We start from the raw sequence: 25,811 nt of genomic DNA on the forward strand, positions 1-25,811 counted from the left end.
AGGGTGCAGCCGCCGGACACACACGAGGGCGCCTGCTGGTCCGCGCACTGGGCGGCGATGGCCGCGCTGAGACGAACATCGAGACCATCTACGACCGCCCACCCCGACGACCTCATCCCCACCGGCATCCACGTACGAGCCACGGGACACGGGCTCGACATCAATCAGACGACCATCAACCAGCCGGTAACCAGTGAACGACCTTGAGCAGCTGGCCGCGCACCGCGCGTACGGCACGGCCGAATCGGTCCACAACGACTGGCACGCGGCGGAAGAGGCACTGAACGTCACCATCCCGCCCGGCGTCCGGGCATTCTTCGACGCATTCGGCGGCGCGAGCTCCTCGCCGGGCGCGAGACGATGCGCGCGACGCGACCCCACATCCAGCACCTCCTCGAGGAACGCGGCTCCTCGCCGGACCGGCTCATCCGCTGGGGCGGCACCGACAACGCCGACCTGTGCCTCCTCGTCCCCCACCCCGATCCGCAGAACTGGTCCGTACTGACCGTGATCAGCCGCGGCCAGGAATACGACCTCTACGAAGGCCCCATCGAGGGATACCTGTTGCGCGTGCTGCGCGGTGAACTGCTCAGCGAAGTCTTCCCCGACGACTTCCCCGCCGAAGATGCCAGCTACGTGCCTGATCCAACGGCGTAAGTGCTTCGATTGACACTGGCGAAGACAGAGGTCACCCACTACATCGAGTTCGACGACACCTGCTTGGAGGCTCCCCAGACGCAAACCCGGACTGGCTTGCTGTCAGGGTCCGTTCAGCACCTGACGCTGTCCATCAGCTCCTTGCCTTTGTTCATGAGAGCGGGCTCACGTCGAACTCGCCGGGCAGCACCAGGACCGAAACGCAGGTCCAGCGCCTCCTCCGAAACCGTAAAGAGGTGCTCGTGCCCGCTCCACGTCCCTGCGTGACCTCGTCCCGACTCCAGCATGAGCGAGGCGTAGGTGTGCCGCAGCACGTGGAATCCGTGCTGCGGCACTGCCTCCCGCTGCCTGCCCTTCGTCCCCCCTCGCACGCGGCGGGATGGCGTCAGACTTGGTCAGCGCGGGCTATCAGAGCTGAGTTACTCAGGTACTCGGGGATCGTCGACCTGTCGAACACACAGAGGGCGTCCGCTCGGCCCGCCTGTCGGCTCCCCCGTCTCCAAGCTGTAGCTGGAATGGTGCAGTGGGCAAGTGATGCGCAGTGCACGCGCGTTCACGTACCCGTGTGCGAGGTGGCCGCGTCGGTGAGGGCAGTAGGCCTCTATGTCGTACTGCTTGTCACCGACGGTCACGCGCAGCCTGTCATCGTCGATCTGGTCTATGGCGACGTCCGGTGAGTCCTTCACGGGGCAACCTGCTTGGCCGAGGCGACCGCCGCTTCGGTCGCTGCGCCCAGTATTTCGCTGGCGAGCATGAAGCCGGTCCAGACCTTGGTGGGCTGCAGGTCGGCTTCGTTGTCGAATTCCCGGATCGCGTTCTGTAGTTCTCGCGCGTGGAAGTGGTCGATGTGCAGGTGTTCGGTGTAGTAGCGCGCGCCTTCCAGTCCGAGGCGCCGTGCGCCGTCGGCGAAGCACTTGAAGGCGTACAGGATGCTGGTCTCGAGGTAGCACAGGCAGCCGAGGAAGTACTCGGGGCGTGGCGCCCTTGCCGCTGCCCAGAAGAACATGTTGACGTAGTCGAACGTCTCCGGGTTGGTGGTGTGCAAATAATCCCGCTCGTCCTGGGACAGCCCCAGCTCTCCGGCGAGTTCCCGGTAGATGTTGAAGTGAGCCTGATCCAGGTTTCCGCAGCCGAACTCATCGACCAGGACCCGGAAGATGGCCATCTTGGACTTCCTGGGGAGTCGCCAGACGATCGGCAGGAAGGACTCGGATTCCGTGAGTCCGTCCACGGCGAACTGTGCGACGACTTCCCGGAACTGGTTGCGGGTGAGCTCCTCTGCCATGACTCTCTCGCATGCGGGCGGCTCGGCTTCTTCGAGGGCGAGTCGTTCCTTGATCAGCCGCATCAGATCCGTGCGACCGGCCATGGCCGGAGCCGTGGCTTCGATACGGGCCGCCCGTTGCGCGATCTGCTCGTCTTCCAGAGTGATGAGCTCGCGCAGTTCGTCCGGGGTGGGGATGGATCGGTTGAGTGTGAACAACCGTGCCTGCGCGCCGAGTCGGCGGTCGCCGTCGAGCACTGTGGTCATGAGGTTTCCTCCTGGTGGCCGCGGTACGTCAGTCGACAGGGCGGTCGGTGCTGAGGATGTCGCGGGCGACGAGTTCCTTCTTGAGGTGGACGTACCAGTCGTCCGCGGCCAGTCCGTACCGGTGGCTGAGCTCATCGATCACGCGCTGCCGGTCCGGAGTCGGTTCGGCGAGCGCGTCCAGGCAGGCCTGTGGCTCGAGGTTCGCCAGGGATCCGATGAAGCCGGCCGTTCCGGGGGTCTTGGTGATCAGGTGTTCCCAGCCCTGGAACACGGGCACGTCGATGCCGTGGGACATCACTCTCCGGGTGAACTCCTCGTCGCCGCTGGACTCCTTGACGCCGACCACGCCTGGCAGTCGGCAAACGTCCACGAGCTCTTTGGCGTCGAGCGGCCACTGCGACACGACGTTCTCGCAGTAGGCGAAGAGGGGCAGGTCGCTTTCCTGTGCGATGGCGCGAAAGTGCTCGACGATGTCGTGATGCGTCCCGTCGGACGTACGGAAAGGAGGAGGCACCACGATGGCGTCGGCTCCGAGCGAGGCGGCCAACTCCGCGCGGCCGGCGATCAGCGGGGCGTATCCGAGCTCGGCGCCGGCCAGGACGGGCAGCCCCCTGGCGTGGCGCACCGTGTAGCGGACCATGTCCATCCACTGGGCCAGCGAGAGCTTCCAGCCCTCTCCAGAACTCAGTGCGGGCATGAAACCTGACACCGAGCCGTGCAGACTCTCCAGCAGCCGGGCGACGCTTCCCTCGTCCACCTTGCCGTTCTCATCGACGGGCGTGACGAGCGGGACGACGATGCCGGTGAGGGAGCGCAGTCGGGTGATGTTCTCCGACATGTCAGATGCGGGCATGGTCGATCTCCAGGGCGAGTGACGTGCGGTACAGGCCTGCGAGTGGCTCCGGGAACGCGCCGTGCCGGCCGTCGCTGTTCTCCGGGGCAGCGACGGGGAGCCCCTGGTCCGCGAGGTTCAGCAGCCTCGGGTTCACGGTGACGAGCCGGCTGTCCGACGCGATCACCGTGGCCATGAGCAGCCTTTCCCGCAGGGACAGCACGCCCCGGCCGGGGAGGTCGGCCGCGGTCTTCCAGGCATCCTCCGTGTACGGGACACGCTTGACCGGCATGGTGCTGTGGAGGACGTCCATGAACGGGTAGTAGGCGTCTTGCGTATCCCTGGGGAGCGCCCAGACGACGTCGTCGCAGCGGCCGACTTCCTCGTACGTCATCCACACGCGGTCGCGCAGATGCTCGGCGAAGAAGGATGCACAGGCTTGCCGGGTCCCGGGAACCGCCGCGTGCATGCCCATGAACAAAGACGCGTCGATATACATCTCAGCCGCCAAACGAATCCACCGCCTTGCGCAGCGTGACCACGGACTCGGTGAACTCCGCGCTGTCGCGGGCGAGCGCCATGCGCACGTAGCGCTCGCCGTTCTCCGGGGTGTCCCAGAAGAAGTAGGTGCCCGGCAGCACGTAGACCTCGTGCTCGGACAGGACGCGCTGGAGCTCGGTCGCCGTGATCCGCTCGTCCGTGATGCGGAACCAGGCGACGCTGACGTTGACGGCCGGTTCGATGTGCTCGAGAAGGCTTCCCTCCAGCACCTTCTGCGCGGTTTCACGGTTCTCCGTGACGATGTCGCGCACGGACTGCATGTTGTCGGCGATGGAGTCTTCGACGTAGCGGGTCAGGAAGTTCAGGATGAACGGGGACACGTCCAGGAGGACGCTGGTGTGGATGTTGTAGACCTCGTCGTAGAGGTCTGCGCTGCAGGTGAGCATGGCGCACTTGGCGTCCTGGAGCGGCCAGGTCTTGCCGGTGTCCTCAAGGGCGATGTAGCGCACGCCGGAGCCGTCGAGCAGTTCGTAGAGGTCGAACCGGTCGAAGCGGGGATCGGCCAGCGCGAAGGCGGCGAAGCACAGGTCGACGACGAAGAGCTTGTCGTGGTCCACGCAGTAGCGGACCACCTCCTCGAATCCCTTGCGGCCGTGCTGAAGGAGTGTGAACCCTGTCGGGTTGTTCGGGTCGACGAGGAAGAGGGCATCGGTCTTCACATGCCGGGTCAGCTCGTCGTAGATGTGGTCCACGTCGTGCAGCGCGCTCTCGGGGACGGGCTTCGGGTGGACTCCGACGTTCTTCAGCACGTCGGGCAGGTTGTCGAAGCACGGTTCCACCAGAGACACGGATATGTCGTGCCGACTGAGGTACATGCCGGCGACCAGAGTGGAGATCGACGCGGCGTAGGACAGCATGGTGGTGTCGGCCCGGACGCTGTGCTGTTTGTGGAGGCGGAAGAACGCCTCCTTGAACTTGTTCTCCAGATCGATCTGACGCGATCGCTCCGCCTCGTACCAGAGTTCCGGCAGCGCCGCGACGATGTCGCGCTGTGTCCGGGACTGCTCCTGGTGGGTGTGGGCGTCCGCGAGGTTGAAGCGGGTCTGCAAGGCCTGGATCTCGTGCTGGGTGAGGTCGAGCAGCTGCTCGGTCATGACGCTCCTTGGGCATGGCTGTTCCGGCGGCCCGGTGAGGCCTGAACTGGGCAGGCGCCCGGGGACCGGTCGGCGAAGGGCTGTCGGGGAAAGCGCGCCACGGCGCTGGTGAGAAATCGACAGAACGCAGGATCCGGGCCCACACCCGGTCCACACGCAACGGCAAGGGTTCTGCCTGCGGGGGCGGTTCGTCGTGTCGAGTACGGTAGCTGATGATCGATCATTGCTCAAATGGGTTGAGAGAAACGAGAGTTGCCATGCCTGTACCGCAACCCGCCGTGCCCCAGGGGCGCGGCGGTCCGCTCGAGCGGGTCCCCCTGCACGAGCGGGTGCGCCGTTTCGTCCTGGAGGGATTGGTGGCCGGCCGGTGGGAACCGGGCGACCGCATCGTCGAGCGCCGGGTCGCACTGGAGCTCGGCGTCAGCCAGGCGCCGGTGCGCGAGGCACTGCGTGAACTGGAGACCATGGAGCTGGTGACATCCGTACCGAACAAGGGAGTTCGGGTCCGGGAGCTCACACTGGACCAGCTGCGGGATGTATACCTGGTACGCGCATCCCTGGAACGCCGCGCGGTCATGCTCGCGGCGCCACGAATGGTCGGGAACGTCACCGTGCTCGAACGACACCTGCTCGCGATGCGCCGGGCCGCGGTCGACGGCGACACCGATGAACAGGCATTGCACGGCGTGGCGTTCCACCGCGCCATCGTGTACGCCTGCGGAAATCCCGTCCTGATCAGGCACTGGGACTGGCTCGGGGTCGAGGCCTGGACGCGGCTGTCGCTGCGCTGGCTGCGCACCGAACTCCACGACAACGCCGAGGACCACGAGGAAATCGTCGCCGGCCTGCGTCGCGGCGACACCCACCTCGGACGGCTGATGGAACTGCACATCATGGACTACGCCAACGAATCGAGGAGCACCTGATGCCACTTCAACGCAGCACAGAACAGCAAGACTTGAGCCTCCGGAGCAAGGACCCCCGCACTACGACACCACCGGGGACTTTGACGGTCTTCTCGGACATCTGGTGCTCGTTCGCGCATGTCGCCGTGCACCGCCTGCACCACACGCGCGAGCGACTGGGCCTGACGGATCGACTCCGCATCGACCACCGGGCCTTCCCCCTGGAACTGTTCAACGACGGCCCGAGTCCGCGCCGAGGTACGGACTCCGAAGTCGGCGGAATCGCACGGATCGCCCCCGAGGCCGGCTGGCAGATGTGGCGGTCCGCCGACTGGAAGTTCCCCTCCACATCACTGTTCGCGCTGGAGGCGGTCCAGTTGGCCAAGGATCAGGGACCCGCCTCCTCGGAAGCACTCGATCTGGCGCTGCGGCAGGCCTTCTGGGCACACAGCCGCCCCATCGGCGCACGCTCGGAGGTCCTGGCCGTCGCCCGCGAAACCGGCGGTGTCGATGTCGGCGCGATCGCCGAAGGACTGGACGACGGCCGCGCCCGCCGCCTGGTGACGCACGACTACGAGTGCGCCCGCCGCCACGACGTGCACTGCAGCCCGCACATCTTCCTGTCCGACGGCTCCGACTGGGCCAATCCTGGCGTCGAGGCGACCTGGCACGGCGCCTACGGCACGGGCTTCCCGGAAGTCACCAAGGACGATCCGGGGGCCTGGGAGACGATCCTGCACACCGCCGCAGAGCTGGCCGAACAGCCAGCATCTCCCACTCAAAAATGATCGATCATTGAAAATTACTGCCCAGTAGTCGTTGACCCGCCCATCTGACGGCACGTAGTTTCTGTAATGAGAAATCGATCTTCCAACATGCGGAATGTTGAGTTCGTCGCCGCAATCGACCGGCTTCACCCACAGGGCCGGTCACCGGGAGGCCGCGGCGTCCGGTCACGCAAGACATCTGACCGGACGCCGCGGCCGAACGCCCGTCATCACGGGCGCTCCTACCGTCTCCCGTCCGACAGCGTTCACCATGCGCGGGTCGGTCGTGTCACAGAAAGGCGATTCCCATGTCTCCGAGCCATCAACTGGACCAACTGCCGGAACCCGATCCGCAGGAGGTCGCCGAGTGGCTGGCCTCCGTGGACGGCGCGTTGGGCGCCGTCGGCCCACGCCGCACCGGCCGGCTCCTGCATCGCGTCCTCGACCACGCACGGCAGGCAGGCGTGCCACTGCCGCCCCCGCTCACCACTCCGTACGTGAACAGCATTCCCACCGGCGACGAGCCCACCTACCCGGGTGACGAGGCGATGGAAACGCGGATCACCGCGTGGAACCGGTGGAACGCCGCCGCGATGGTCACCCGCGGGAACGAACGCGGCGGCCTCGGCGGCCATATGGCCACCTACGCCTCCGCGGCCTGGCTCTACGAGGTCGGCTTCCAGCACTTCTTCAAGGGCAAGGACGCCGACGGCAGCGGCGACCAGCTCTACGTCCAGGGGCACGCCTCCCCCGGTGTCTACGCCCGCGCGTTCCTCGAAGGCCGCCTGAACGAAGGTGAGTTGGACCGGTTCCGGATGGAGGCGGGCGGAGGTGGCCTGCCCTCGTACCCGCACCCGCGGCGCCTGCCGTGGCTGTGGGAGTTCCCGACCGTGTCGATGGGACTCGGCCCTCTGTCGGCCATCTACCAGGCCCGCTTCAACCGCTACCTGCACCACCGCGGCATCAAGGACACCAGCAACAGCCACGTGTGGGCGTTCCTCGGCGACGGCGAGATGGACGAGCCGGAGGCGACGGCCGCGCTGAACCTCGCCGCTCGCGAGGAGTTGGACAACCTCACCTTCGTCGTCAACTGCAACCTGCAGCGCCTGGACGGCCCGGTGCGCGGCAACTTCAAGATCGTGCAGGAGCTGGAGGCGCAGTTCCGCGCGGCGGGCTGGAACGTGGTCAAGGTGCCGTGGGGCGTGGAGTGGGACGGCCTGCTCGCCTCCGACACCGACGGGCAGCTTCTCGACGCCCTCGACACGCTGCCCGACGGGCAGTTGCAGACGTTCGCCGCGCGCGACGGCGCGTACATCCGCGAACGCCTTTTCGCGGGTCCGCTCGCCGGTCTCGCCCGCCCGTACTCCGACGAGGACCTCGCCCGGATCGTGGGCACCTCGCGCGGCGGCCACGAGCCCCGCAAGATCCACGCCGCGTACCGTGCGGCCGTCGACCACAAGGGCGCACCGACCGTCGTTCTCGTCCAGACGGTCAAGGGCTGGACGCTCGGCCCCGGCTTCGAGTCGCGCAACGCCAACCACCAGATGAAGAAGCTCTCCGGCAAGGAATTCCGCGCCATGCGCGACCTGTTGGAGCTGCCCATCCCGGACTCCCGGCTCGGCGAGGACCTGGTCCCGTACGCACACCCCGGCGCCGACTCCAACGAGATCGCCTACCTCCACGAGCGCCGTCGCGCCCTCGGCGGCCCTGCGCCCGCGCGCCGCGTCGCGGCCCGCCCGCTCCCGGCCCCGCCCGCCAAGCCGTTCGAGATGCTGGCCAAGGGCTCGGGCGGCCAGGAGATCGCCACGACGATGGCGTTCGTCCGGCTGGTCAAGGACCTGATGCGGGACAAGGAGACCGGCCCGCGCTGGGTGCCCGTCGTCCCCGACGAGGCCCGCACCTTCGGCATGGAGTCCCTGTTCCCCTCCGCCGGGATCTACTCCCCCAAGGGCCAGACGTACGAGCCCGTGGACCGCGACCAACTCCTCTACTACAAGGAGTCGATCAGCGGCCAGATCCTCAACGAGGGCATCACAGAAGCCGGTTCACTGGCCTCCTTCACCGCCGCCGCGACTTCGTACGCGACGCACGGCGAGCCGCTCATCCCCTTCTACATCTTCTACTCGATGTTCGGCTGGCAGCGGACGGCCGATCAGTTCTGGGCGCTGGCCGACCAGTTGGGCCGTGGCTTCGTCATCGGCGCCACCGCCGGACGCACCACGATGACCGGCGAGGGCCTGCAACACGCCGACGGCCACTCGCACTTGATCGCCTCGACCAACCCGGCCTGTCTTCCGTACGACCCGGCCTTCGCCTACGAGGTCGGTGTCATCGTCCGGGACGGTCTGCGCCGCATGTACGGGGAGGAGGCCGAGGACGTCTTCTACTACCTCACCGTCTACAACGAGACCAAGCTCCAGCCGCCGATGCCCGAAGGCGCGGACGTCGAGGAGGGCATCCTGCGCGGCCTGTACCGCTACCGCGCCGCCACCGACGCGGACTGCGACGCCCCGCGCGTCCAACTCCTCGCCTCCGGCACGGCGATCCACTGGATCCTCGAGGCGCAGGAACTGCTGGCCGAGGACTGGGGCGTCGCGGCCGACGTGTGGTCGGCACCGTCCTGGACGCTGCTGCGCCGCGAGGCGATGGAGGCCGAGGGCCAGGACCGGGTCCCGTATGTCACCGAGGCCCTCGCCGACGCCCCGGGCCCGGTCGTCGCGGTGTCGGACTGGATGCGCGCGGTGCCCGATCAGATCGCCCCGTGGGTGCCCCAGCAGTGGACCTCGATCGGCACCGACGGCTTCGGCCTCTCCGACAACCGCGCCAACGCCCGGCGCCACTTCGGTGTCGACGCCGAGTCCATCGTCGTCCACGTACTGCGCACTCTCGCCGCCCGCGGCGACATCAAGCCCGGACTGCCCGAACTGGCCATCACGCGCTACGGCCTGACGGGAAAGGAGTAACCATCATGCCGAATGCTGTCATCCTGCCTGCGCTGGGCGAGTCGGTCACCGAGGGCACCGTCACCCGCTGGCTCAAGGAGGTCGGCGAGGAGGTCGCGGAGGACGAGCCGCTGCTCGAGGTCTCCACCGACAAGGTCGACACCGAGATCCCCTCCCCCGTCGCCGGCGTTCTCCTGGAGATCACCGTCGCCGAGGACGAGACCGCCGAGGTCGGCGCCAAGCTCGCCGTCATCGGTGCCCCGGCCGCCGCCGAGACCCCGGCCCCGGCCGCTCCGGCCGCCGCTCCGGCCTCGGCTCCCGAGCCCGCTCCGGCTCCGGCTCCGGCCCCGGCCGCCCCCGCGGCTCCCGCCGCCCCGGCCCCGGTCGCCCCGGCCGCTCCGGCCACCCCCGCCGCGCCGGTCACCCCGGCCGACGAGGGCGCCTACGTGACCCCGCTGGTGCGCAAGCTCGCCTCCGAGCACGGCGTCGACCTGTCCACCGTCAAGGGCACCGGCGTCGGCGGCCGCATCCGCAAGCAGGACGTCACCGCCGCCGCCGAGGCCGCCAAGGCGCAGGCCCCGGCCGCCGCCGCACCGGCCGCCGCTGCCTCCAAGTCCGCCCCGACCCTGGAGGCCTCTCCCCTCCGCGGTCAGACGGTCAAGCTGCCGCGCATCCGCAAGGCCATCGCGGACAACATGCACAAGGCGCTGCAGGAGCAGGCCCAGCTGTCCTCGGTCATCGAGGTCGACATCACCAAGCTGATGAAGCTGCGCAACAAGGCCAAGAACGGCTTCGCCGCCCGCGAGGGCGTCAAGCTCTCCCCGATGCCGTTCTTCGTCAAGGCCGCCGTCCAGGCACTGAAGGCCCACCCGGTCATCAACGCCCGCCTGAACTACGACGAGGGCACCATCACCTACTTCGACTCCGAGAACGTCGGCATCGCCGTCGACTCGGAGAAGGGCCTGATGACCCCGGTCATCAAGGGCGCCGGTGACCTCAACATCGCGGGCATCGCCAAGAAGACCGCCGAGCTGGCCGACAAGGTCCGCACCAACAAGATCGCCCCGGACGACCTGTCCGGCGCGACCTTCACGATCTCCAACACGGGATCGCGCGGCGCCCTCTTCGACACCGTCATCGTCCCGCCGAACCAGGTCGCCATCCTGGGCATCGGCGCCACGGTCAAGCGCCCCGTCGTCATCTCCGACCCGGAGCTCGGCGACACCATCGCCGTCCGTGACATGACCTACGTGACGCTCTCCTACGACCACCGTCTGGTGGACGGCGCGGACGCCGCCCGCTACCTGACCACGGTCAAGCAGATCCTCGAGGCCGGCGAGTTCACCGCCGAACTCGGTCTGTGAAGTGCCGTGACCACATACGTTCACGGGGATGAGACTGCGGCGAAAGGATGTGCGGCATGACTTGACCGTTCGCTGACCGCGCGGTCGCGAGACGGCATCATGAATGCGGACTGTCCAACCAGGGCGCCAGCCGCAGTCGCTCGTGCGTCGTGGTGGCCGGAGTACGGCCACCGCGCCACGAGTCGCCGAGGCCGTGGCCCATCTGGTCGGCGATCCAGGCGGTGCACTCCTGCTCACTCCAGCCACACGCCTGGCCCAGGGACCGGTGGCGGGAAGGATTATTGAACACACACCACGTCCACGGCACGCTCGTTTCAAGCCCGCGCAGCCCGGTACCTCCTCGGCGCGCCCGCCGACGATACGGCAGACCTCGGCATAGGCGCTCAGGCCCCGCCTGTGGAGTCCGCCCTCCCGTGCGGGCCGGAACCAGGGGCGCTCGGCCACCGGCACGGGCTCGTTGTCACCCGCCAGTGCCTGACCCACCACCTCACGAAGCAATGCGGCCTTGGAGCCAAACGCGGCGAAGACGGTCGGCCGCGGCGTCCGTGGCGATAGCGGCAAAGGAAGTGGCCGCGTAGCCGTGGATGACGAAGAGCCGGTTCGCTCTGTGCGCTGTTCGGAATCGGTCCCTGGCCGACCCGTGCAATGGAGAACTCCATCGCATCGTGGGGGTAGACCCGCAGCCTTGTTTGGAACAACTCCTGGGTGGCGTCCGGACATTCGGGCACCGGTGGCGCATCTCGAGGGCCGCGCCCGTGCGTGTATCGAAAGTTGATCTTGGCGATGGGCCTGCTTTACTTCAGAGGTAATCGCTTCGGCTGGCTTGCGCCGGCAAGGTCGGTGATCTCTCCGCGTCGAAAGGACGCGGACCAGGAGGGGAGAGGCTTGCCATGTCGATAGCCGCACCTGCGAACACGCGCACCGTGGTTGAGGAACTGCTGCGCAGGATCGGTCAGGGCGATCCCGAGCGCATCTCCGAGCTGTATGCGGAGCAGGTCGATTGGAAGCTGGACTGGCCGGAGGCCGAGCACGGCCGCACCGCCACGCCGTGGATCCGTCATCGGTCAACCCGAGCCGACGCGGCCTCCCACTACCGCGAGCTTGCCGAATGCCACATCCCGGAACACGTGGCCACCGAGGTCGAGCGCATCCTCATCGATGGCAACGAGGCGGTCGTGCTCGGCGAGATCCGTCAGACCGCCAGGCGGACCGGACGTGCGTATCGCGCGCGGTTCGCCTGGCACCTCACCGTCGAAGATGACCTCGTGACCCGGCACCATGTCTACGAGGACAGCCTTGCCGTTGCCCAGGCGTTCGAGTCGGAGAGCCAGTAAACAGCTGGCATACCGGTAGCGAAGATGCTGGTCACAGCCACTCATTGATGGCAGCGACCAGGATGGTTGCCTCGTAGCGGACGGCGAGCTTCGGGTAGCGGGTGGCCACCGCCCGGTGCCTTGTGACTACGGTTGATGCCGCACTCGACCGTCTCAAGAGAGACCATGCGGACCCACAAGACCCCGCCAGCGCAGGTCACGATCTTCAGCACGGACACACCAGTGCAGGGCGGCCAGGGTCTCGGCACGGAGCAGGATGCGCTCACCACCTCACGACCGCTCAGGTACCCCGGCGGGCTCGCTCGACGATCTCGTCCTCCGTGAGCGGCACATCGTGGTGGCTGAGACAGAGCGGCACCTCGATCTTGCTGAATCCGGTCCCCTCGCTCGCGGCGTTGAACATGCCGGCATCGAGACCGGCGGGGTTGTCGAGGACCGCGTTCCGCGCCTGAGCCATGGCCGTGACCGCCTCGATGTGGACGGGTCCTGTGAGTCGGCCGATGAACTGGTTCACGGTGTTGCCCAGCGCCTGGTTGTGGATCCCCTTGGGGAGCTGTGAGGCGAGGACTATCCCGAGTCCGTACTTGCGTACCTGGCTGATGAGTTCGACCGTGCTCTCCGTACTCGGTTTCGAGGCACCGGAGGGCACGAAGTTCTGTGCCTCGTCCATCACCAGCAGCCCGCCCAGGGGGCGGTCGCCGACCGGGTGTGCCCTGAACCAGGAGAACAAGGTCGCCTGGAGGCGGCTGACGAATTGGGCCGGCCCGTCGCCGGACAAGCCGACGAAGCTGATTACGGAGATACGGGCGGCCTTTCCCGGCGACGGGATCAGGAGCATGCCGGGGTCGGCGGGCGCGCCGGACTCCCCGAACAGCGGGTCGGTCTCCATCGCGGCTTCCAGCGTGTCCGCCATCTGAACCGCGAAGCGACTGGTCCTGCTGTTCACGATGTCGTTCGGAGGCTCGGCGAGCAGGTCGACGAAACCGGCCAGGGTCTTGCCGCCGTCGCGCGCGTACCGCTCGAGGGCACGTTTGAGGACCCCCAGCTGCTGCGTCGCGCGCGCACTGCTGCCGCGTATACCGGCGTGTGGCGCGAGTGAGGTCACGGTCGACCTCACCAGACGGGGGAAGTCGTCCTCGTCGTCGAGAACGGGACCGAAGTCGGGAAGCGGATAGAAGGAGAGCGGACGTCCCCGGTTCAGGCCGGGTGTCCACACCACCACTTCGACATCCGCGAAATAGCGTCGGGCCTCGCGCTCATGGTCGTCCGTCCAACCCTTCGGCGGGCGCGACCAGGGGTCGCCGAGCCGTGCGAGGTCCTGGTTCGGATCCAGCACGATCGCCGAGACGCCGCGCAGAGCGCATTGCTCCACAAGTCGCTTGATCAGGACCGTCTTGCCCGATCCCGACGCGCCCACCACCGCGGTGTGCATCCGGAGCCGTTCCATGGGTACCGCGAACGAGCGGCCGCCCCGGACCGTGGTTCCGACGACGATTTCGGTACGAGCGGGCTCGGCGACCTCCGGTACGCTCGCTGCGTCCACCGCCGCCCCGGAGTTGGCTTCCGTGGTGGCCGCGATGCCGAGATGCTGCCGTAAGTCCCGCAGCACGGGCGCGAAGACCTCGATGCGGGACGCGGGGTGCTCCTGTCGCAGCCATTCGTCCAGGCCCGACGCGTGGTCGTCGAGCATGGCCCGGAGGGCGGCCAGGGTCCGGAGGTCGGCGGCGCCGATCGGTAAGGACACCCCGCCGCGCGCCGCGAAGTCGTCCTTGATGTCCTTGGTCCTGGGGCCGCTCGGGTACGGCATGTTCCGCAGCAGGATCAGCCGGCGGCTCGCCAGGTCGGCCGTCAGTCCGGCCTCCACCGCCGCGTTACGGATCCGGCTCTGGGCGGCGATGGCGTTGTTCGCGGCGATCGCCCGGAAGGACCAGTGGAACTCGTTCTCGCTGGCCTCGTCCACGACATAGCGCAACCGGGCGTGCAACGCCGCCTTGCGGCCGAAGTCGGTCTCGATGGAGAACCGCGTCTCGTCGGCACCGAGTTCTCTGACCAGACTCCGCAGCCCCGCCCCCAGCAGAGCGGGCATCGACCCGTCCTCGGTCTTGGGGTCGAGCGGCCCGAGGTCGTCCGCCTCGGCACGGAGCTTGTCGAAGGACTCCGTCACGGTGCTCAGGTTGACGGCCCTCGCCGGTGCGGGCGGTGCGGCCGCCATGGGCTCTGCGCCTGCCAGGGAGGTCAGTTCGGCCACCGTGCCGGTCTGCAGACACGCCTCGATGTGCTTCTGGACCCGGATGAGCAGCCGCCGTGCGGTGTAACGGTGTGGGGCTTCGGCCAGCGCCGCCGAGGTGACCGGCCAGGTGGGATACCGCGGAGTGAACCCCACCGACTCGTAGTAGGGCCGAAAGCGGCTGCTGACGATGGCGGCGGCGGTGGCCTCGTCGGGAATCGCGCCGAGCGTCGGCAGCACCTCGAACCGGTCCAAGGCGGACCGGACCGCCGTCCGGGATATCTGTTCCCAGGTGTCCTCGTGGCAGGCCACGACCATCAGGGTCCGGCGGGCTTCCTCCCGCAGTTCCATCAGGCCGGTGGCGATCTCACTGCTCAGCCGCTTCGCGGCCCGCCCCTCGCCGGAAGCGGGCGACGTCAACGACGACGTATCCGCCGCGGAGACCAGGGTGTCGAGCTGGTCGAAGGCGAACACCAGTGGTCCGACCAGGGCGAACAGGCGCGTCAGATCACGGAGGACGCGTTGAGCCGGTCGCCCGCCCGGCGACATCCCCCAGGCGGCGCGCTTGTCCCCGTCGTCGTCGTTGAGCGCGAAATAGGCCCTGCCGACCTCCACGGGATCACCGGTGGAGGCTACGAGCGTCAGCGCGCGGGCCGTGTCCGCGGCCTCGTTGCCCACCTGTCGGTCGATGGTCCGGATCCCCCGGACGAACGCATCGACATGGGCGCGCGTCAGCTCGCGTTGGCCAATGACGGCGGCATGGGTGTCCGTGTCGAGGCGAGCCTGGCGCGACAGCTTGTCGAGCAGGCGAATCAGTTGTTCCTGGCCGCCCTCGTCCTCCCGGTAGAGACTGTCGACGAGGCTGTCGGCGGCGCTCTCCCAGAAGTTCCGGCCGGTGACGAGCTTGATGTAGAAGAAGGAGCCGCCACGCTCCTGGATCTCGTGGCGGGTCCAGCCGAGCAGATGCGTCTTGCCCGAGCCGCTCTCGCCACGCACCACGGTCGCGACCGGCGAGTGGGCGCGCTCGACGGCGCTCATCGCCCTCCCCAACCGCCGGAACACCTCGGGATGAAGGCCGTCGACGTGGTAAGAGGTCACCGGTGTCCAGATCTCGTCCTGGGTCAGCGCGGTGTTGATGTACAGCTTCTCCAGGGCCGCGAGTTCCCCGTTCACGCCGGTCCGATCCGCAGCAGGTGGCGGGGTTCGCCGCCGATGTCGACGGCGGCTCCGCGGTCCTCGTCGCTGAGCGTGCGCTGGTTGAGTTCGCCCATCAGCTGTACGTCGTTCTGCTCGATCATCCGGTCGAGTTCCGCGTCGACGGCCCCTCGCGGCAGGTCGTCGAGCCATGGGCGCAGCGCCGACAGCCTGACCCAACTGCCCGGCTTCCGGCGGACGGTGAGTTCCGCGTAGACCGCGCGGATCCAGTCCTCGACGTCGGGCTGGAAGAACTCGCCGAACTTGGTGCCGGAGCGGGCCAAGTACTGGCCGATGTTGTCCAGCACCGCATAGAGCACTCCGGCCGGAAACTTCGCTCCGTCCGGGCGTCCGGCCACCAGAGCGGACTCGCACCAGGTCCGGCCCGCGGGCGTGAGCCGGTGTGTGTTGACCGCACCAGGCTTCCTGGTCACGATCCGCTCGGCATCCTGGTTCACTCGCCGTCGCACCGCCGCGGTGATCTCCAGACCGGCGAGTTCGCGCAGTTCACGGTTGGTCACCGGCCGTGCGACCACCATCAGGGCGAACAGCGATGCATGATCCCGTACAGTCAACTCCGTCGGCACAGACCCCTCCTCGATGAGCCGAAATCCGGTCAGATGTCGAACCCCCGCCCGGGCACCAGTTCCACCCGGCCGGTCGTGCTGGACAACTCGCCCACGACGGTGATCACCTGCCGTTCCCGATGCGCGGTGATCGCACGGTCATACGAGGCCTGGTCCGGGAGCCGCACCCAGACGACCTTCCCGACCAGTTCGGCGTGCTCGGTGCGCAGCTCACCGCGGACCTTGATCCGCCACCGGTCGATGCCTGAGGAGTCGTCGTGCAGCCCCTCGACCACACCGGAGACCGTGGCGGCACCGGTGGCGTTGAGGCCGCGAAGCCGCAGGGACGCGGCGCGCAGAAGTGATCCGGAGGTCTCCGGGAACGCGACGACGTGTGACGGCACATCGAGTGGCTGCGAGCGCGCCCACCGGAAGCCGATCTCGAAGGGCTCGTTCCGGTCGTGGCCGGAGAGCTCACTGAGCGCCTTGCACAGATCCGCGGAGACGCCGGCCGTGACGGTCTCGTCGAAGGCCGCGGGCGCGTCCGCCGCTACTGCCGCCTGGGCCGCGCTCACCGCCTCGAGCATCTGGACCAGCACGGCCCGCCCGGTGACCTGCTCCCCGCTCGGGGCTTGGGCCATCGCGTCCGCCGCCACCCGGATCTCGACGATGTAGCTCCCGGCACGGGAGGGGCCGAGTTCGGCTGTGCGCAAGAGGTCGCCCACCGCCGCCGGTTGCCGGCCGGCGAAAGCGAAGTGCGGACCCTGCACGACGGTGCGCGCTGCCGTCGTCAGGAGATTGCGGACCCCCAGAACCGTCTGCGTACCCAGGAGCAGCGAGGTGTAGCCCGGGTCGTGGCCGTCGGGAAACGTGCGGAAGGACTGCTTGTCCAGCTGCGGTCTGGCGATCTCCAGGGCGATGTCGCCCACCGGCCTGTCCTCCAGCGCGCACAGACTGCGCAGGATCTCCCGTACTCGGCGGTCGCTGTCGCCCATGCCGTCGCGAGCGGGTACCAACACCTCGTAGTCGCCCGGATGTTGCCAGACGCTCGCTCCGCGCCAGCCTCGTGGATCCCGCTCCCAACCCGTATCCGCCAGATAGCTGGCGATGTCGTCGACCTTCAGCGGAATCGTCATCGGTTCCCCTACCAGTCGGACTGCGTCTCGGTGAGCCGGCGCAGTGAGGCGGCGGTGAGCACGTTCGCTGTCGGAACTCTGACCGGACGCATTCGGTCACGGTCGGGGTCCTTGATCGGCTCCTCGGCGCGCAGCGAGACGAAGTAGCCGAGGTGGCGGAGCAGCACACCGTCGGTGCTCATGGCCGCGTACGCCTGGTTGTCGGTGGGGACGCAGATGACGAACAGAAACCGGGGCACGGTGAAGTCGGGACCGGCGAGCTTGTTGAACTGCCGCTCATTGAGCCCGCGGAAGTTCAGGTGGCCGTTCGACACGGACGGCTTCGACCATGTCTTGATCTGAGCCTCGACCGTGGGGGACAGCGTCCGTCCGTAGCGGCCGGTGGCGCGGAATCCGAGGTCGACCCCGTCCGCGTCGAGATCGCCATGCAGGACGATCAACCCTGCCGCAGAGGCCAGCACACGGACGTAGTCCTCGCCGAACTTGCCCTGATGCTGCTTCGCGTCGAGCACGCAAGCCCCCAATGTCCCCCTACTGCGGCACACAGCAGGAGGAATCGTACGGGGCGCGCCAACGACTGTCAGGGGCCCATATCGGCCCTTCCGCCAGGCCTGCGAAACGATGGTCGTCAGGCCGCTGTTCACCCTTGATGCGATGTAGAGGCGGGCCTCCCGCCCAGCCGGGCCCGGACGACGCTGTGGTTGCCGCATCTGGCTCGTTCTCCCGTTTTGGGCAGCCAGGGCGCCTTGATGTGCCACCTGTCCGGGCGCGTGGTCACCGCCCCCACGGTGCATTCGGAGCCGCCACCCCCGTCCCGATGCTCTCGCGGCCGTCCGACCCTCGCGACCGCCCACTACGCCCCGGGAGACTTGGTCGTCATCGCGCCGGATGCGGTGCATTGGGTGGAGAACGGCGTCGGCACCAAGCCGGTGCGGAGATGTTCGTCGCGTACGGCGCGCCAGCCGCTCCCGAAGCGGCGCCGACAACGCTGCCCTTGCCGCATACCTCATCCACACAGGTGGGAGCGGTTTTCCACGGCGCCGGCCGCGGTCGCTCAAGTCGGCGCTCTCGCGCGGCGCGCAGTGGGCGCACCATGATGATCAACCGTGCTACTGCAACTGGCCTGCCTCGGCGTGACGAACACGTTCGCCGTGCCGCGCCTGCTACGGATGAATGACTGGGACAAGGACGCGGAGCTCCTCGCCTTGAGTCATCACATCACGGTGCTGGGCCACCAACTCGGCAAGGCTGGGGCGCGGTTGAACCGAGCGATCGGGTGTTCCTGGCGACGCTCGCATACCGGCTTTCGAGAGATGTGCTGCACCATCTGCGGCTCCCGGTGCCCCCCGACAGGTACTGCGATGGCATCGCGATCTACTCACACGCCACCACGCTGCCGTCTCCCGGCCCAAGCGCCCTCGACGACCACGGACCTACCCTCGGTCCGCACTCTGGTGCTGCACCTTTCACGAGAATATCCCCAACGGGGATACGGACGCCTGCACGGCGAACTGCTCATGCCGGGAGTGGAGCTGGCCCCTCCACGGTATGCGAGATCCCCAAAGAGAGGCCGGCACAGACCCGCCCCCGGGGCGCGGATGTACGTGTTCGCAGCCATCGAGCACGGCCGCCGGAGAACCCGAATCCTGGGAGCGACCGCGCGCCCGACCGCCTCCTGGGTGACGCAGGCCGCGAAGAACCTTGTCACGGACCTCGACGACGACAGCGTCGAGGCCGAGTTCCTGTTCCGGGAGCGGCAAGTTCCCCGAGTTGTTCGACGTCAACTTGCGCGATGTGGGGACCAGGGTCGTACTCAACCGGGTCCAGATGCCGAGAGTGCGCTCAACCACGGAGAGCTGGGCGCGAACCTGCCGATGCCAGCTGCTGGACCGCACCTCGATCCGGAGCCAGCCCCATCTCCACCACGCCTTGCGGAAGTTCGAAGGCCTCCACGCCGGTCCAGAGGACATCGCGCGCCTGGACATACGAAGACGTGAACGCCTCGGCGGCATCCTGCACGAATACCGTCGTCCCGCATGACCTGCGCGGACGGGGTTATCGGCAACAGGAGCGCCGTGCTGCTCCTGTCGGCATCAACCACCGCCAGCTGCACGGGGATTGACGCCCGTCGCGCGCCCCCTTTAGCGTCCCGGACAGACACCATCGATACGCATCGACGCGTCGCGGCGTGTGTCGCGGCGTGCATCGCGTGTGTCGACGTACGTACCGCGGGGTATCGACGCGCACACCGCGCAAGAGAGGCGTGCGTACCTCCGGCCCACGACGCGGATGAGGCAGGTGAGGCAGGACGATGTCGGCCACCAGCAGGGACGTCGCGCGGCTCGCCGGGGTCGCGCAGAGCACCGTCTCGTACGTACTCAACGGCCGGCGGCCGGTCTCCGCCGACACCCGGCGGCGGGTCGAGGACGCCATCCGGGAGCTGGGCTTCCAGCCGCATGCCGGGGCGCGGGCGCTGGTGAGCAGGCGGACGCGGGTGATCGGTCTGGTGGTGCCCTTCGGGACCGCGGGCGATCCCGCGGGGCTGATCCCGTTCCTCGACACGATCACCACCTGCGCCCGTGAGCGGGACCACGATGTACTCCTGGTCACCGCCGACGAGGGGGCCGAGGGGCTGCGCCGGCTCGCCGGGCGCGCGCTGTGCGACGCCGTCGTCCTGATGGGGATCGAGGCGGACGACGAGCGGATCCCGGTCGCCGCCGCGCTCCCGGTGCCCGTGGTGACGATCGGCGTGCCCGACGTGCCGTCCGAACTGCACTGCGTGGACCTGGACTTCAGCATGGCGGGGCGGCTCGCCGTGGAGGAGCTGGCCGCCTGCGGGCTGCGCAAGGTCGTCCTGCTCGGGCACGCCGAGTCGGAGGTGGCGCGCGGCCTCAACTACGTGGCGCGGTTCGCGCGCGGGGCCGAGCGGGCCGCCGCGGTGGCGGGCCTCGGCTTCCGCTCGGTCAGCCCGCTGGAGCCCGAGCACGGTCCGGTGACGGACGAGGTGCGACGCCAACTCGCGGACGCGGAGGGGCCGGTGGGGTTCGTCGTCGCCGGGCACCGCGCGCTCCCGCACGTGCTCGCGGCGCTGCGCGCGCTCGGCCGGGTGCCCGGAGAGGACGCCGCTGTCGTGGCGCTGTGCACCGACGAGCGGGCCGTCGCCGAGCCCTCACAGCCGAGCAATGTCTCCACGGAGCCGCGCGAGGTCTCCCGCCGTGCCATGGACCTGCTGTTCCGCCTCCTGGACCAGGAGGGTGCGGGGGCCTCGTCCACGGTCGAGCTGGTGGCACCGCGGCTGACCAGGCGCGCCACGACGACCGTCCCGGATACCGACACCACCGCCGTGACGGTCACGACGGCCGTCCCGCGCATCAACACCACGATCACATCCCCGTCCTCGTCCCCCTGATCCACGCCCACCCCGTGGCCGGCACCCCCACCACGCAGCGCGTCATCGATACGTATCGACCGGACCATCGACCGGGAGGAAGCGCATGTCTCAATGGCGAGAGATACGCACGCGCACGATACGCAGGCGGCGTACGCGGCGAAGGCGGCTGATCGGCCGCACCCTGCCGCCCACCGTCCTCGCCCTCGCCCTCACCGTCACCGCCTGCGGTAACGGCGTCGAGCCCGGGGTGGACTCCTCGGGGCGCGTCGTCAGCCTGCGGGTGCTCGACTACTACACCAACCAACCCGACACCAAGATCTATCAGCGGCTGTACGACGCCTGCGGCCGGCGCCTCGGGGTCCGTATCGACCGCGAGTCCGTGGCCGGCGCGGGCTATATGCCGCGGGTGCTGCAGCAGGCCGCGTCGCGCACGCTGCCCGACGTCCTGATGCTCGACAACCCGGATCTGCAGCAGATCGCCTCCGTCGGCGCGCTGGCGCCCATCGCCGACTTCGGCCTCAGTACGAAGGGGTACGCGCGCGGTGTCGTCGCCTCGTCGACGTACCGCGGAAAGGTCTACGGGCTGCAGCCGGCGGCCAATACCCTCGCGCTCTTCTACAACAAGAAGCTGCTGAAGGAGGCCGGAGTCGAGCCGCCCCGAACGTGGGACGAACTCAGGCGCACGGCAAAGGAGTTGACGGTCTCGGACACGTACGGGATGGGCTTCTCCGCCGTCGCCACCTATGAGGGCGCCTGGCAGTTCCTGCCGTTCATGTGGTCCAACGGTGGCACCGAACGCAACCTTGCCACCCCGGCCACCGCGCAGGCCGTGGGTCTGTGGCGCGACCTCGTCGCCGACGGATCGGCGCCCAAGTCGGTCGTGAACTGGTCGCAGGCAGACGTGAACGACCAGTTCAAGAACGGCAACCTCGCGATGATGGTCAACGGCCCGTGGCAGCTGCCGTTGCTCGACGAGGCGCACAAGAAGAAGGGCCTCGAATTCGGCGTGGCCAAGATCCCCGTGCCCGCGGGGAAGAAGATGTCCGTGGCTCCGCTGGGCGGCGAGACGTTCACGCTGCCGCAGACCGGCGACCGGCGCACGCAGAAGAAGGCGGCCCGGTTCGTGGCCTGCATGAACTCCGAGCGTGTGCAGCTGAAGCTGGGCCGCCTGCGCGATCTCGTACCGGCGCGCACCGACCTCGCCGCGCGGCTCGCCGCCCACGACCCCCGGCTCCGTGCCTTCGTGGAGCAGGTGCGCACCGCCCGTGCCCGCACCGCGCTGCTCGGCCCCGCCTGGCCGAAGGCCGCCACCCGTATCTACACCGCCCTGCAGACCGCGCTCACCGGCGGCGCCACGCCGGCGCAGGCAGTGAGGCAGGCACAGAATGACTGACGCGACACTGACCGCCGAAGCCGCCGAAGGGCCCGCGGCATCCACGGCGCGATCCGGCAGCGTCCCGCCGCGCCCCCGCTGGTGGCAGACCTCGGCGGGCCGAAGCCGCCTCTTCCAGGTTCTCGCCCTCGGCCCCGCCGTCGTCTACTTGCTCGCGTTCTTCGGCTATCCGGTGGTGCGCAACCTCGTCATGGGGTTCCAGCACTACACGACGAAGACGTACTACACCGGCGAGGCACCCTGGGTGGGCCTGGACAACTACGCGGCCGTGCTCGGCTCGTCCGTGTTCACCCAGGCGATGCTCAACACCCTGCTGTTCACGGTGGGTTCGCTGCTCGGGCAGTTCGTCATCGGCCTCGCCATCGCCGTCTTCTTCCGGCGCCGCTTCCCGCTCAGCGGACTCTTCCGCTCGCTGCTCCTGCTGCCGTGGCTGATCCCGCTGATCGTGTCCGGCGCGGTGTGGCGCTGGATCCTCGACCAGGACCACGGCGCGCTCAACCAGTTCCTCGCCGCCCTCCACCTCACCGAAGGGCACACGGGCTGGCTGTCCACGACCTCCCTCGCCCTGGTCGCCGTCATCGGCGTCAACATCTGGATCGGCATCCCCTTCAACGCGACGATCCTGTACGGCGGGCTCCAGGACATCCCCGAGGAGCTGTACGAAGCGGCGTCCCTCGACGGAGCCACCGGTTGGCGCGCCTTCCGCCATGTGACATGGCCGCTGCTGCGCCCGGTGGTGAGCGTCGTCCTCGTCCTCGGCATCGTCTACACGCTCAAGGTGCTCGACATCATCCTCGGTCTCACCGGCGGCGGCCCGGCCAACGCCACCCAGACGCTGGCCACCCAGTCCTACCAACTCTCCTTCCAGACCTTCGACTTCGGGCAGGGCGCCGCGCTGAGCAACGTGCTCATCGTGATGTCCCTCGTCTTCGCCGTCCTCTACCTGCGCGCCAACCGGCGTGCTGTCGACGAGTGAGGTCCGCCATGGTGTCATCGTCACCCTTCCCCATGTCATCGACACCCTCCCCCATGTCATCGACACCTTCCCCCGCCCGCGGCGGCGGCCGGGCCTGGGGCAACACCGCGATCGGCCTCGTGCTCATGGTGTTCATGCTGTTCCCGGTGTACTGGATGGTGAACGTCTCCTTCCAGCCCGGCAGTGCGGCCACCGCCACCGACTGGTTCCCCAGCTCCTTCGACTTCGACGGCTACACGGCCGCCGTCCGCGACCAGGGCCACAACCTGGTCACCAGCCTGACCGTGTCCCTGGGCAGCGTCGCGGTCAGCCTGCTCATCGCGACGCCGGCCGCGTATGTGCTCTCGCACTTCAAGCTGCGCTGGGCGGGCCCGGTCCTGCTCGGCATCCTCATCAGCCAGATGATCCCGGGCATCGTCATCGCCAACGCCCTGTACAGCGCGTACAACCAGCTCGGTCTCCTCAACTCGGTCGGCGGCCTGATCCTCGCGGACGCCTCGCACGGCGTGCCGTTCGCGATCCTGATCATGCTGGCGTTCATGCGCGCCATCCCGCCGTCGCTCGTCGAGGCGGCGCGAGTGGACGGGGCCGGGCACACACGTGCCTTCTTCTCGATCGTCGTCCCGATGAGCCGCAACGCGCTGATCACGGCGGGCCTGTTCACGTTCCTGTTCGCCTGGAGCGACTTCCTGTTCGCGCTCACGCTGACGACCACCAAGACGGTCCGCCCAGTGACGCTCGGCCTCTATCAGTACCTCGGCGCGCACGTGAACGACTGGAGCGCGGTCATGGCGACGGCGACGCTCGCGTGCATTCCCGCGGTGCTGCTGCTGGTCGCGGCGCAGCGGTACGTGGCCGCGGGCGTGGCCGGCGGATCGGTCAAGTAGCCCGGCGCCAAGGCTCCAACCACCCCCACCAGAAAGGTGATTCACCCCATGTCTGCATCCCAGTCTTCCTCCCAGGACAACGCCCCGATCCGTGTGACCGTCTGGGGCGAGAACCGCCACGAGCAGATCGAGGAGCACGTCGCGAAGATCTACCCGGACGGCATGCACGCCACCATCGCCGACGGCATCCGCGAGAACCTCGGCGACGACTGCACCGTGCGCACCGCCACCCTGGACGAGCCCGAGCACGGCCTGACCGAGGAGGTACTCGCCGCCACCGACGTACTGACCTGGTGGGGGCACGCCGCACATGGTGACGTCAGCGACGCGGTCGTCGAGCGTGTGCACCGGCACGTGCTGTCCGGCATGGGGCTGATCGTGCTGCACTCCGGGCACTGGTCGAAGATCTTCACCAAGCTGATGGGCACCAGCTGCACCCTGCGCTGGCGCAGCGAGCACGACCGCGAGCTGATCTGGACCGTCGACCCGACGCACCCGATCGCGCAAGGGGTGCCGCACCCCATCGAGATTCCCGAGGACGAGATGTACGGCGAGTTCTTCGACATCCCGGCCCCCGACGAGCTGGTCTTCGTGTCGTCGTTCAGCGGTGGCGAGGTCTTCCGCAGCGGCTGCACCTTCCGGCGCGGCCACGGCAAGATCTTCTACTTCCGCCCCGGCGACCAGGACTTCCCGACGTACCACCACAAGCACGTCCGCAAGGTCATCGCGAACGGCGTGCAATGGGCGCGCACGGACCGCCCGGAGCGGGCGTACCCGGAGCTGCTCCGCTACGAGACCGGCGAGTTCTTCAAGGGCGGCTCGTACCAGGGCCCGCTGTCGTGAACCACATGGATCACATAGATCACCTGGGTCACATGGGCCACCGGGTCATCGCGAACGGCCCCGAGGATCCGCTGCGCGTGCTCCTGGTCGGCGCCGGCGGGATGGGACGCGCGTGGCTGCGGGCGCTGGCCGCTTCGCCGACGGCCGCGCTCGTCGGCATCGTCGACCTCGACCTGGAGGCGGCGCGGGACGCGGCGCGCGAGACGGGACGCCCGGACCTGCCGGTCGGCGCGGACGCGGTGCGACTCGCGGCGGAGACCGGTGCGCAGGCGATCGTGAACGTCACCGTCCCCGCGGCCCATCACCCGGTCACGACCGACGCGCTCGCTGCCGGGCTTCCCGTCCTCGGGGAGAAGCCGGTGGCCCCCACGGTCGCGTCCGCGCTCTCCCTCGCGGCGGCCGCGGAGGTGACCGGCGAGCTGTTCATGGTCAGCCAGTCGCGGCGCTGGAACCCCCAGGTGTTCGCACTGCGGTCGCAGGTGACGGAACACCTCGGCCAACTCGGCGGCGTGACAACGGAGTTCTACCGAGCGCCCCGCTTCGGCGGTTTCCGCGACGCCATGCCGTATCCGCTCCTGGTGGACATGGCGATCCATCCCTTCGACACGGCCCGCTTCCTGATCGGCGCGGAACCGGTGGCGGTCTACTGCGACTCGTACAACCCGCCTTGGAGCTGGTACGCGGGCGACGCGGCGGCGAGCGCCGTCTTCGAATTCGCCGGCGGCGTCCGCTACACGTACCACGGCAGCTGGTGCCAGGGCGGCGACGAGACGTCCTGGAACGGCCGTTGGCGGCTCTCCGGCGAAAAGGGAACGGCCCTGTGGGACGGCGAGACACCCCCGACTACCGACCCGCCGGCCGCCCCGCCGCTGGACCCGGCCCGCACCCTTGGCGGCATCGCGGGCGCCCTGGAGGTGTTCACGGCGGCCCTGCGCACCGGCACGGTGCCGATGGGCGAGGTCCACGAGAACATCCTCAGCCTCGCGATGGTCGAGGCAGCGGTCGAGTCGGCCCGCGCGGGGCGGCGTGTCCTGATCGACGACGTATTGGCGAAGGCATACGAGGAGGCGCTGCGCGATGAACGGGACGACCGGGTCGGGGTGCGACTGCGGGAGTGGGACTCGCCGCGGTCCGTACTGAGCGGGACGACTGCCGTGCCGGGGTAGGGGCGGGCGGTGACAGGGTGTCAGTGGGCTGCGGTGCCCGCCGAC

The 25,811-nt window shown here is 68.6% G+C and carries 21 protein-coding genes; 12 read left to right on the plus strand and 9 right to left on the minus strand.

What is annotated here, in order from left to right:
- The first annotated feature begins 360 nt into the window (after nt 1-360).
- Entirely contained in the window at nt 361-657 is a 297-nt protein-coding gene (locus tag ACOKM3_RS07055) for a hypothetical protein (RefSeq protein WP_426898041.1), read from the plus strand.
- A gap of 419 nt (nt 658-1,076) precedes the next feature.
- Here the strand turns inward: ACOKM3_RS07055 and ACOKM3_RS07060 are convergent, their stop codons facing one another.
- The 5 genes from ACOKM3_RS07060 to ACOKM3_RS07080 are packed head-to-tail and all read right to left on the minus strand — an operon-like array spanning nt 1,077 to nt 4,675.
- Complete coding sequence (locus tag ACOKM3_RS07060) at nt 1,077-1,343, minus strand: Rieske (2Fe-2S) protein (RefSeq protein ID WP_426898043.1); 267 nt, start codon at nt 1,341-1,343, stop codon at nt 1,077-1,079.
- On the minus strand, nt 1,340-2,188 hold the full coding sequence (locus ACOKM3_RS07065; RefSeq protein ID WP_426898045.1) for an iron-containing redox enzyme family protein: 849 nt from the start codon (nt 2,186-2,188) through the stop codon (nt 1,340-1,342). The genes ACOKM3_RS07060 and ACOKM3_RS07065 overlap by 4 nt, the downstream gene beginning before the upstream one ends.
- Before the next feature lie 28 nt (nt 2,189-2,216).
- The gene (locus tag ACOKM3_RS07070; protein WP_426898047.1) at nt 2,217-3,041 is read right to left on the minus strand and encodes a dihydrodipicolinate synthase family protein; all 825 of its coding nucleotides are present in this window, start codon (nt 3,039-3,041) and stop codon (nt 2,217-2,219) included.
- Nucleotides 3,028-3,519, minus strand: a complete 492-nt coding sequence (locus tag ACOKM3_RS07075) for a DUF6190 family protein (protein ID WP_426906723.1) — start codon at nt 3,517-3,519, stop codon at nt 3,028-3,030. The genes ACOKM3_RS07070 and ACOKM3_RS07075 overlap by 14 nt, the downstream gene beginning before the upstream one ends.
- A 1-nt stretch (nt 3,520) precedes the next feature.
- Complete coding sequence (locus ACOKM3_RS07080) at nt 3,521-4,675, minus strand: pyridoxal phosphate-dependent aminotransferase (RefSeq protein WP_426898049.1); 1,155 nt, start codon at nt 4,673-4,675, stop codon at nt 3,521-3,523.
- A gap of 257 nt (nt 4,676-4,932) precedes the next feature.
- Here ACOKM3_RS07080 and ACOKM3_RS07085 point away from each other — a divergent pair, with 257 nt between their 5' ends.
- From ACOKM3_RS07085 to ACOKM3_RS07105, 5 genes are all read left to right on the plus strand, one after another.
- Nucleotides 4,933-5,601: a GntR family transcriptional regulator gene (locus tag ACOKM3_RS07085; RefSeq protein WP_426898051.1), complete on the plus strand. Its 669-nt coding sequence runs from the start codon at nt 4,933-4,935 to the stop codon at nt 5,599-5,601.
- 80 nt (nt 5,602-5,681) lie between these two features.
- Entirely contained in the window at nt 5,682-6,368 is a 687-nt protein-coding gene (locus ACOKM3_RS07090; protein WP_426898053.1) for a DsbA family oxidoreductase, read from the plus strand.
- 287 nt (nt 6,369-6,655) lie between these two features.
- Nucleotides 6,656-9,310 (plus strand): pyruvate dehydrogenase (acetyl-transferring), homodimeric type, encoded by a 2,655-nt coding sequence (aceE, locus tag ACOKM3_RS07095; protein ID WP_426898054.1) that lies wholly within the window; start codon nt 6,656-6,658, stop codon nt 9,308-9,310.
- A 5-nt stretch (nt 9,311-9,315) separates the two neighbouring features.
- The gene (gene sucB, locus ACOKM3_RS07100) at nt 9,316-10,653 is read left to right on the plus strand and encodes a 2-oxoglutarate dehydrogenase, E2 component, dihydrolipoamide succinyltransferase (RefSeq protein WP_426898056.1); all 1,338 of its coding nucleotides are present in this window, start codon (nt 9,316-9,318) and stop codon (nt 10,651-10,653) included.
- Between the two features lie 890 nt (nt 10,654-11,543).
- Entirely contained in the window at nt 11,544-11,987 is a 444-nt protein-coding gene (locus tag ACOKM3_RS07105) for a nuclear transport factor 2 family protein (RefSeq protein WP_426898057.1), read from the plus strand.
- Between the two features lie 280 nt (nt 11,988-12,267).
- Here the strand turns inward: ACOKM3_RS07105 and ACOKM3_RS07110 are convergent, their stop codons facing one another.
- Genes ACOKM3_RS07110 through ACOKM3_RS07125 form a run of 4 tightly spaced genes read right to left on the minus strand, consistent with a single transcriptional unit; the run spans nt 12,268 to nt 17,622 of the window.
- Nucleotides 12,268-15,387 (minus strand): helicase HerA domain-containing protein, encoded by a 3,120-nt coding sequence (locus ACOKM3_RS07110; RefSeq protein ID WP_426898059.1) that lies wholly within the window; start codon nt 15,385-15,387, stop codon nt 12,268-12,270.
- Entirely contained in the window at nt 15,384-15,995 is a 612-nt protein-coding gene (locus ACOKM3_RS07115; RefSeq protein WP_426898061.1) for a hypothetical protein, read from the minus strand. Before ACOKM3_RS07115 ends, ACOKM3_RS07110 begins: the two co-directional genes overlap by 4 nt.
- A 29-nt stretch (nt 15,996-16,024) precedes the next feature.
- Nucleotides 16,025-17,110: a hypothetical protein gene (locus tag ACOKM3_RS07120; RefSeq protein WP_426898063.1), complete on the minus strand. Its 1,086-nt coding sequence runs from the start codon at nt 17,108-17,110 to the stop codon at nt 16,025-16,027.
- A gap of 8 nt (nt 17,111-17,118) precedes the next feature.
- Nucleotides 17,119-17,622: a DUF4365 domain-containing protein gene (locus ACOKM3_RS07125; protein WP_426898064.1), complete on the minus strand. Its 504-nt coding sequence runs from the start codon at nt 17,620-17,622 to the stop codon at nt 17,119-17,121.
- 1,799 nt (nt 17,623-19,421) lie between these two features.
- Between ACOKM3_RS07125 and ACOKM3_RS07130 the strand changes: the two genes are divergently transcribed.
- From ACOKM3_RS07130 to ACOKM3_RS07155, 6 genes are all read left to right on the plus strand, one after another.
- Nucleotides 19,422-20,519 (plus strand): LacI family DNA-binding transcriptional regulator, encoded by a 1,098-nt coding sequence (locus ACOKM3_RS07130; RefSeq protein ID WP_426898066.1) that lies wholly within the window; start codon nt 19,422-19,424, stop codon nt 20,517-20,519.
- Nucleotides 20,520-20,604: 85 nt separating this feature from the next.
- Entirely contained in the window at nt 20,605-21,894 is a 1,290-nt protein-coding gene (locus tag ACOKM3_RS07135; RefSeq protein WP_426898068.1) for a sugar ABC transporter substrate-binding protein, read from the plus strand.
- Nucleotides 21,887-22,870 carry a carbohydrate ABC transporter permease gene (locus tag ACOKM3_RS07140; protein ID WP_426898069.1) on the plus strand — a complete coding sequence of 328 codons (984 nt, stop codon included), beginning with the start codon at nt 21,887-21,889 and terminating at the stop codon, nt 22,868-22,870. Before ACOKM3_RS07135 ends, ACOKM3_RS07140 begins: the two co-directional genes overlap by 8 nt.
- 53 nt (nt 22,871-22,923) lie before the next feature.
- On the plus strand, nt 22,924-23,757 hold the full coding sequence (locus ACOKM3_RS07145) for a carbohydrate ABC transporter permease (protein ID WP_426898071.1): 834 nt from the start codon (nt 22,924-22,926) through the stop codon (nt 23,755-23,757).
- 48 nt (nt 23,758-23,805) lie between these two features.
- Nucleotides 23,806-24,600, plus strand: a complete 795-nt coding sequence (locus ACOKM3_RS07150) for a ThuA domain-containing protein (protein ID WP_426898073.1) — start codon at nt 23,806-23,808, stop codon at nt 24,598-24,600.
- 5 nt (nt 24,601-24,605) lie between these two features.
- Nucleotides 24,606-25,766: a Gfo/Idh/MocA family protein gene (locus ACOKM3_RS07155; protein ID WP_426898075.1), complete on the plus strand. Its 1,161-nt coding sequence runs from the start codon at nt 24,606-24,608 to the stop codon at nt 25,764-25,766.
- The last annotated feature ends 45 nt before the right edge of the window (nt 25,767-25,811 follow it).

This window comes from Streptomyces nidicola (assembly GCF_050106155.1).
Taxonomy (GTDB): domain Bacteria; phylum Actinomycetota; class Actinomycetes; order Streptomycetales; family Streptomycetaceae; genus Streptomyces.

What these genes read in the sequence shown, in the direction of transcription:
- ACOKM3_RS07055 (WP_426898041.1), top strand. Translation starts at nt 361, where the DNA reads ATGCGCGCGACGCGACCCCACATCCAGCACCTCCTCGAGGAACGCGGC.
- ACOKM3_RS07065 (WP_426898045.1), bottom strand. Translation starts at nt 2,188, where the DNA reads ATGACCACAGTGCTCGACGGCGACCGCCGACTCGGCGCGCAGGCACGG.
- ACOKM3_RS07070 (WP_426898047.1), bottom strand. Translation starts at nt 3,041, where the DNA reads ATGCCCGCATCTGACATGTCGGAGAACATCACCCGACTGCGCTCCCTC.
- ACOKM3_RS07075 (WP_426906723.1), bottom strand. Translation starts at nt 3,519, where the DNA reads ATGTATATCGACGCGTCTTTGTTCATGGGCATGCACGCGGCGGTTCCC.
- ACOKM3_RS07080 (WP_426898049.1), bottom strand. Translation starts at nt 4,675, where the DNA reads ATGACCGAGCAGCTGCTCGACCTCACCCAGCACGAGATCCAGGCCTTG.
- ACOKM3_RS07085 (WP_426898051.1), top strand. Translation starts at nt 4,933, where the DNA reads ATGCCTGTACCGCAACCCGCCGTGCCCCAGGGGCGCGGCGGTCCGCTC.
- aceE (WP_426898054.1), top strand. Translation starts at nt 6,656, where the DNA reads ATGTCTCCGAGCCATCAACTGGACCAACTGCCGGAACCCGATCCGCAG.
- sucB (WP_426898056.1), top strand. Translation starts at nt 9,316, where the DNA reads ATGCCGAATGCTGTCATCCTGCCTGCGCTGGGCGAGTCGGTCACCGAG.
- ACOKM3_RS07105 (WP_426898057.1), top strand. Translation starts at nt 11,544, where the DNA reads ATGTCGATAGCCGCACCTGCGAACACGCGCACCGTGGTTGAGGAACTG.
- ACOKM3_RS07120 (WP_426898063.1), bottom strand. Translation starts at nt 17,110, where the DNA reads ATGACGATTCCGCTGAAGGTCGACGACATCGCCAGCTATCTGGCGGAT.
- ACOKM3_RS07130 (WP_426898066.1), top strand. Translation starts at nt 19,422, where the DNA reads ATGTCGGCCACCAGCAGGGACGTCGCGCGGCTCGCCGGGGTCGCGCAG.
- ACOKM3_RS07135 (WP_426898068.1), top strand. Translation starts at nt 20,605, where the DNA reads ATGTCTCAATGGCGAGAGATACGCACGCGCACGATACGCAGGCGGCGT.
- ACOKM3_RS07140 (WP_426898069.1), top strand. Translation starts at nt 21,887, where the DNA reads ATGACTGACGCGACACTGACCGCCGAAGCCGCCGAAGGGCCCGCGGCA.
- ACOKM3_RS07145 (WP_426898071.1), top strand. Translation starts at nt 22,924, where the DNA reads ATGTCATCGACACCTTCCCCCGCCCGCGGCGGCGGCCGGGCCTGGGGC.
- ACOKM3_RS07150 (WP_426898073.1), top strand. Translation starts at nt 23,806, where the DNA reads ATGTCTGCATCCCAGTCTTCCTCCCAGGACAACGCCCCGATCCGTGTG.
- ACOKM3_RS07155 (WP_426898075.1), top strand. Translation starts at nt 24,606, where the DNA reads ATGGATCACATAGATCACCTGGGTCACATGGGCCACCGGGTCATCGCG.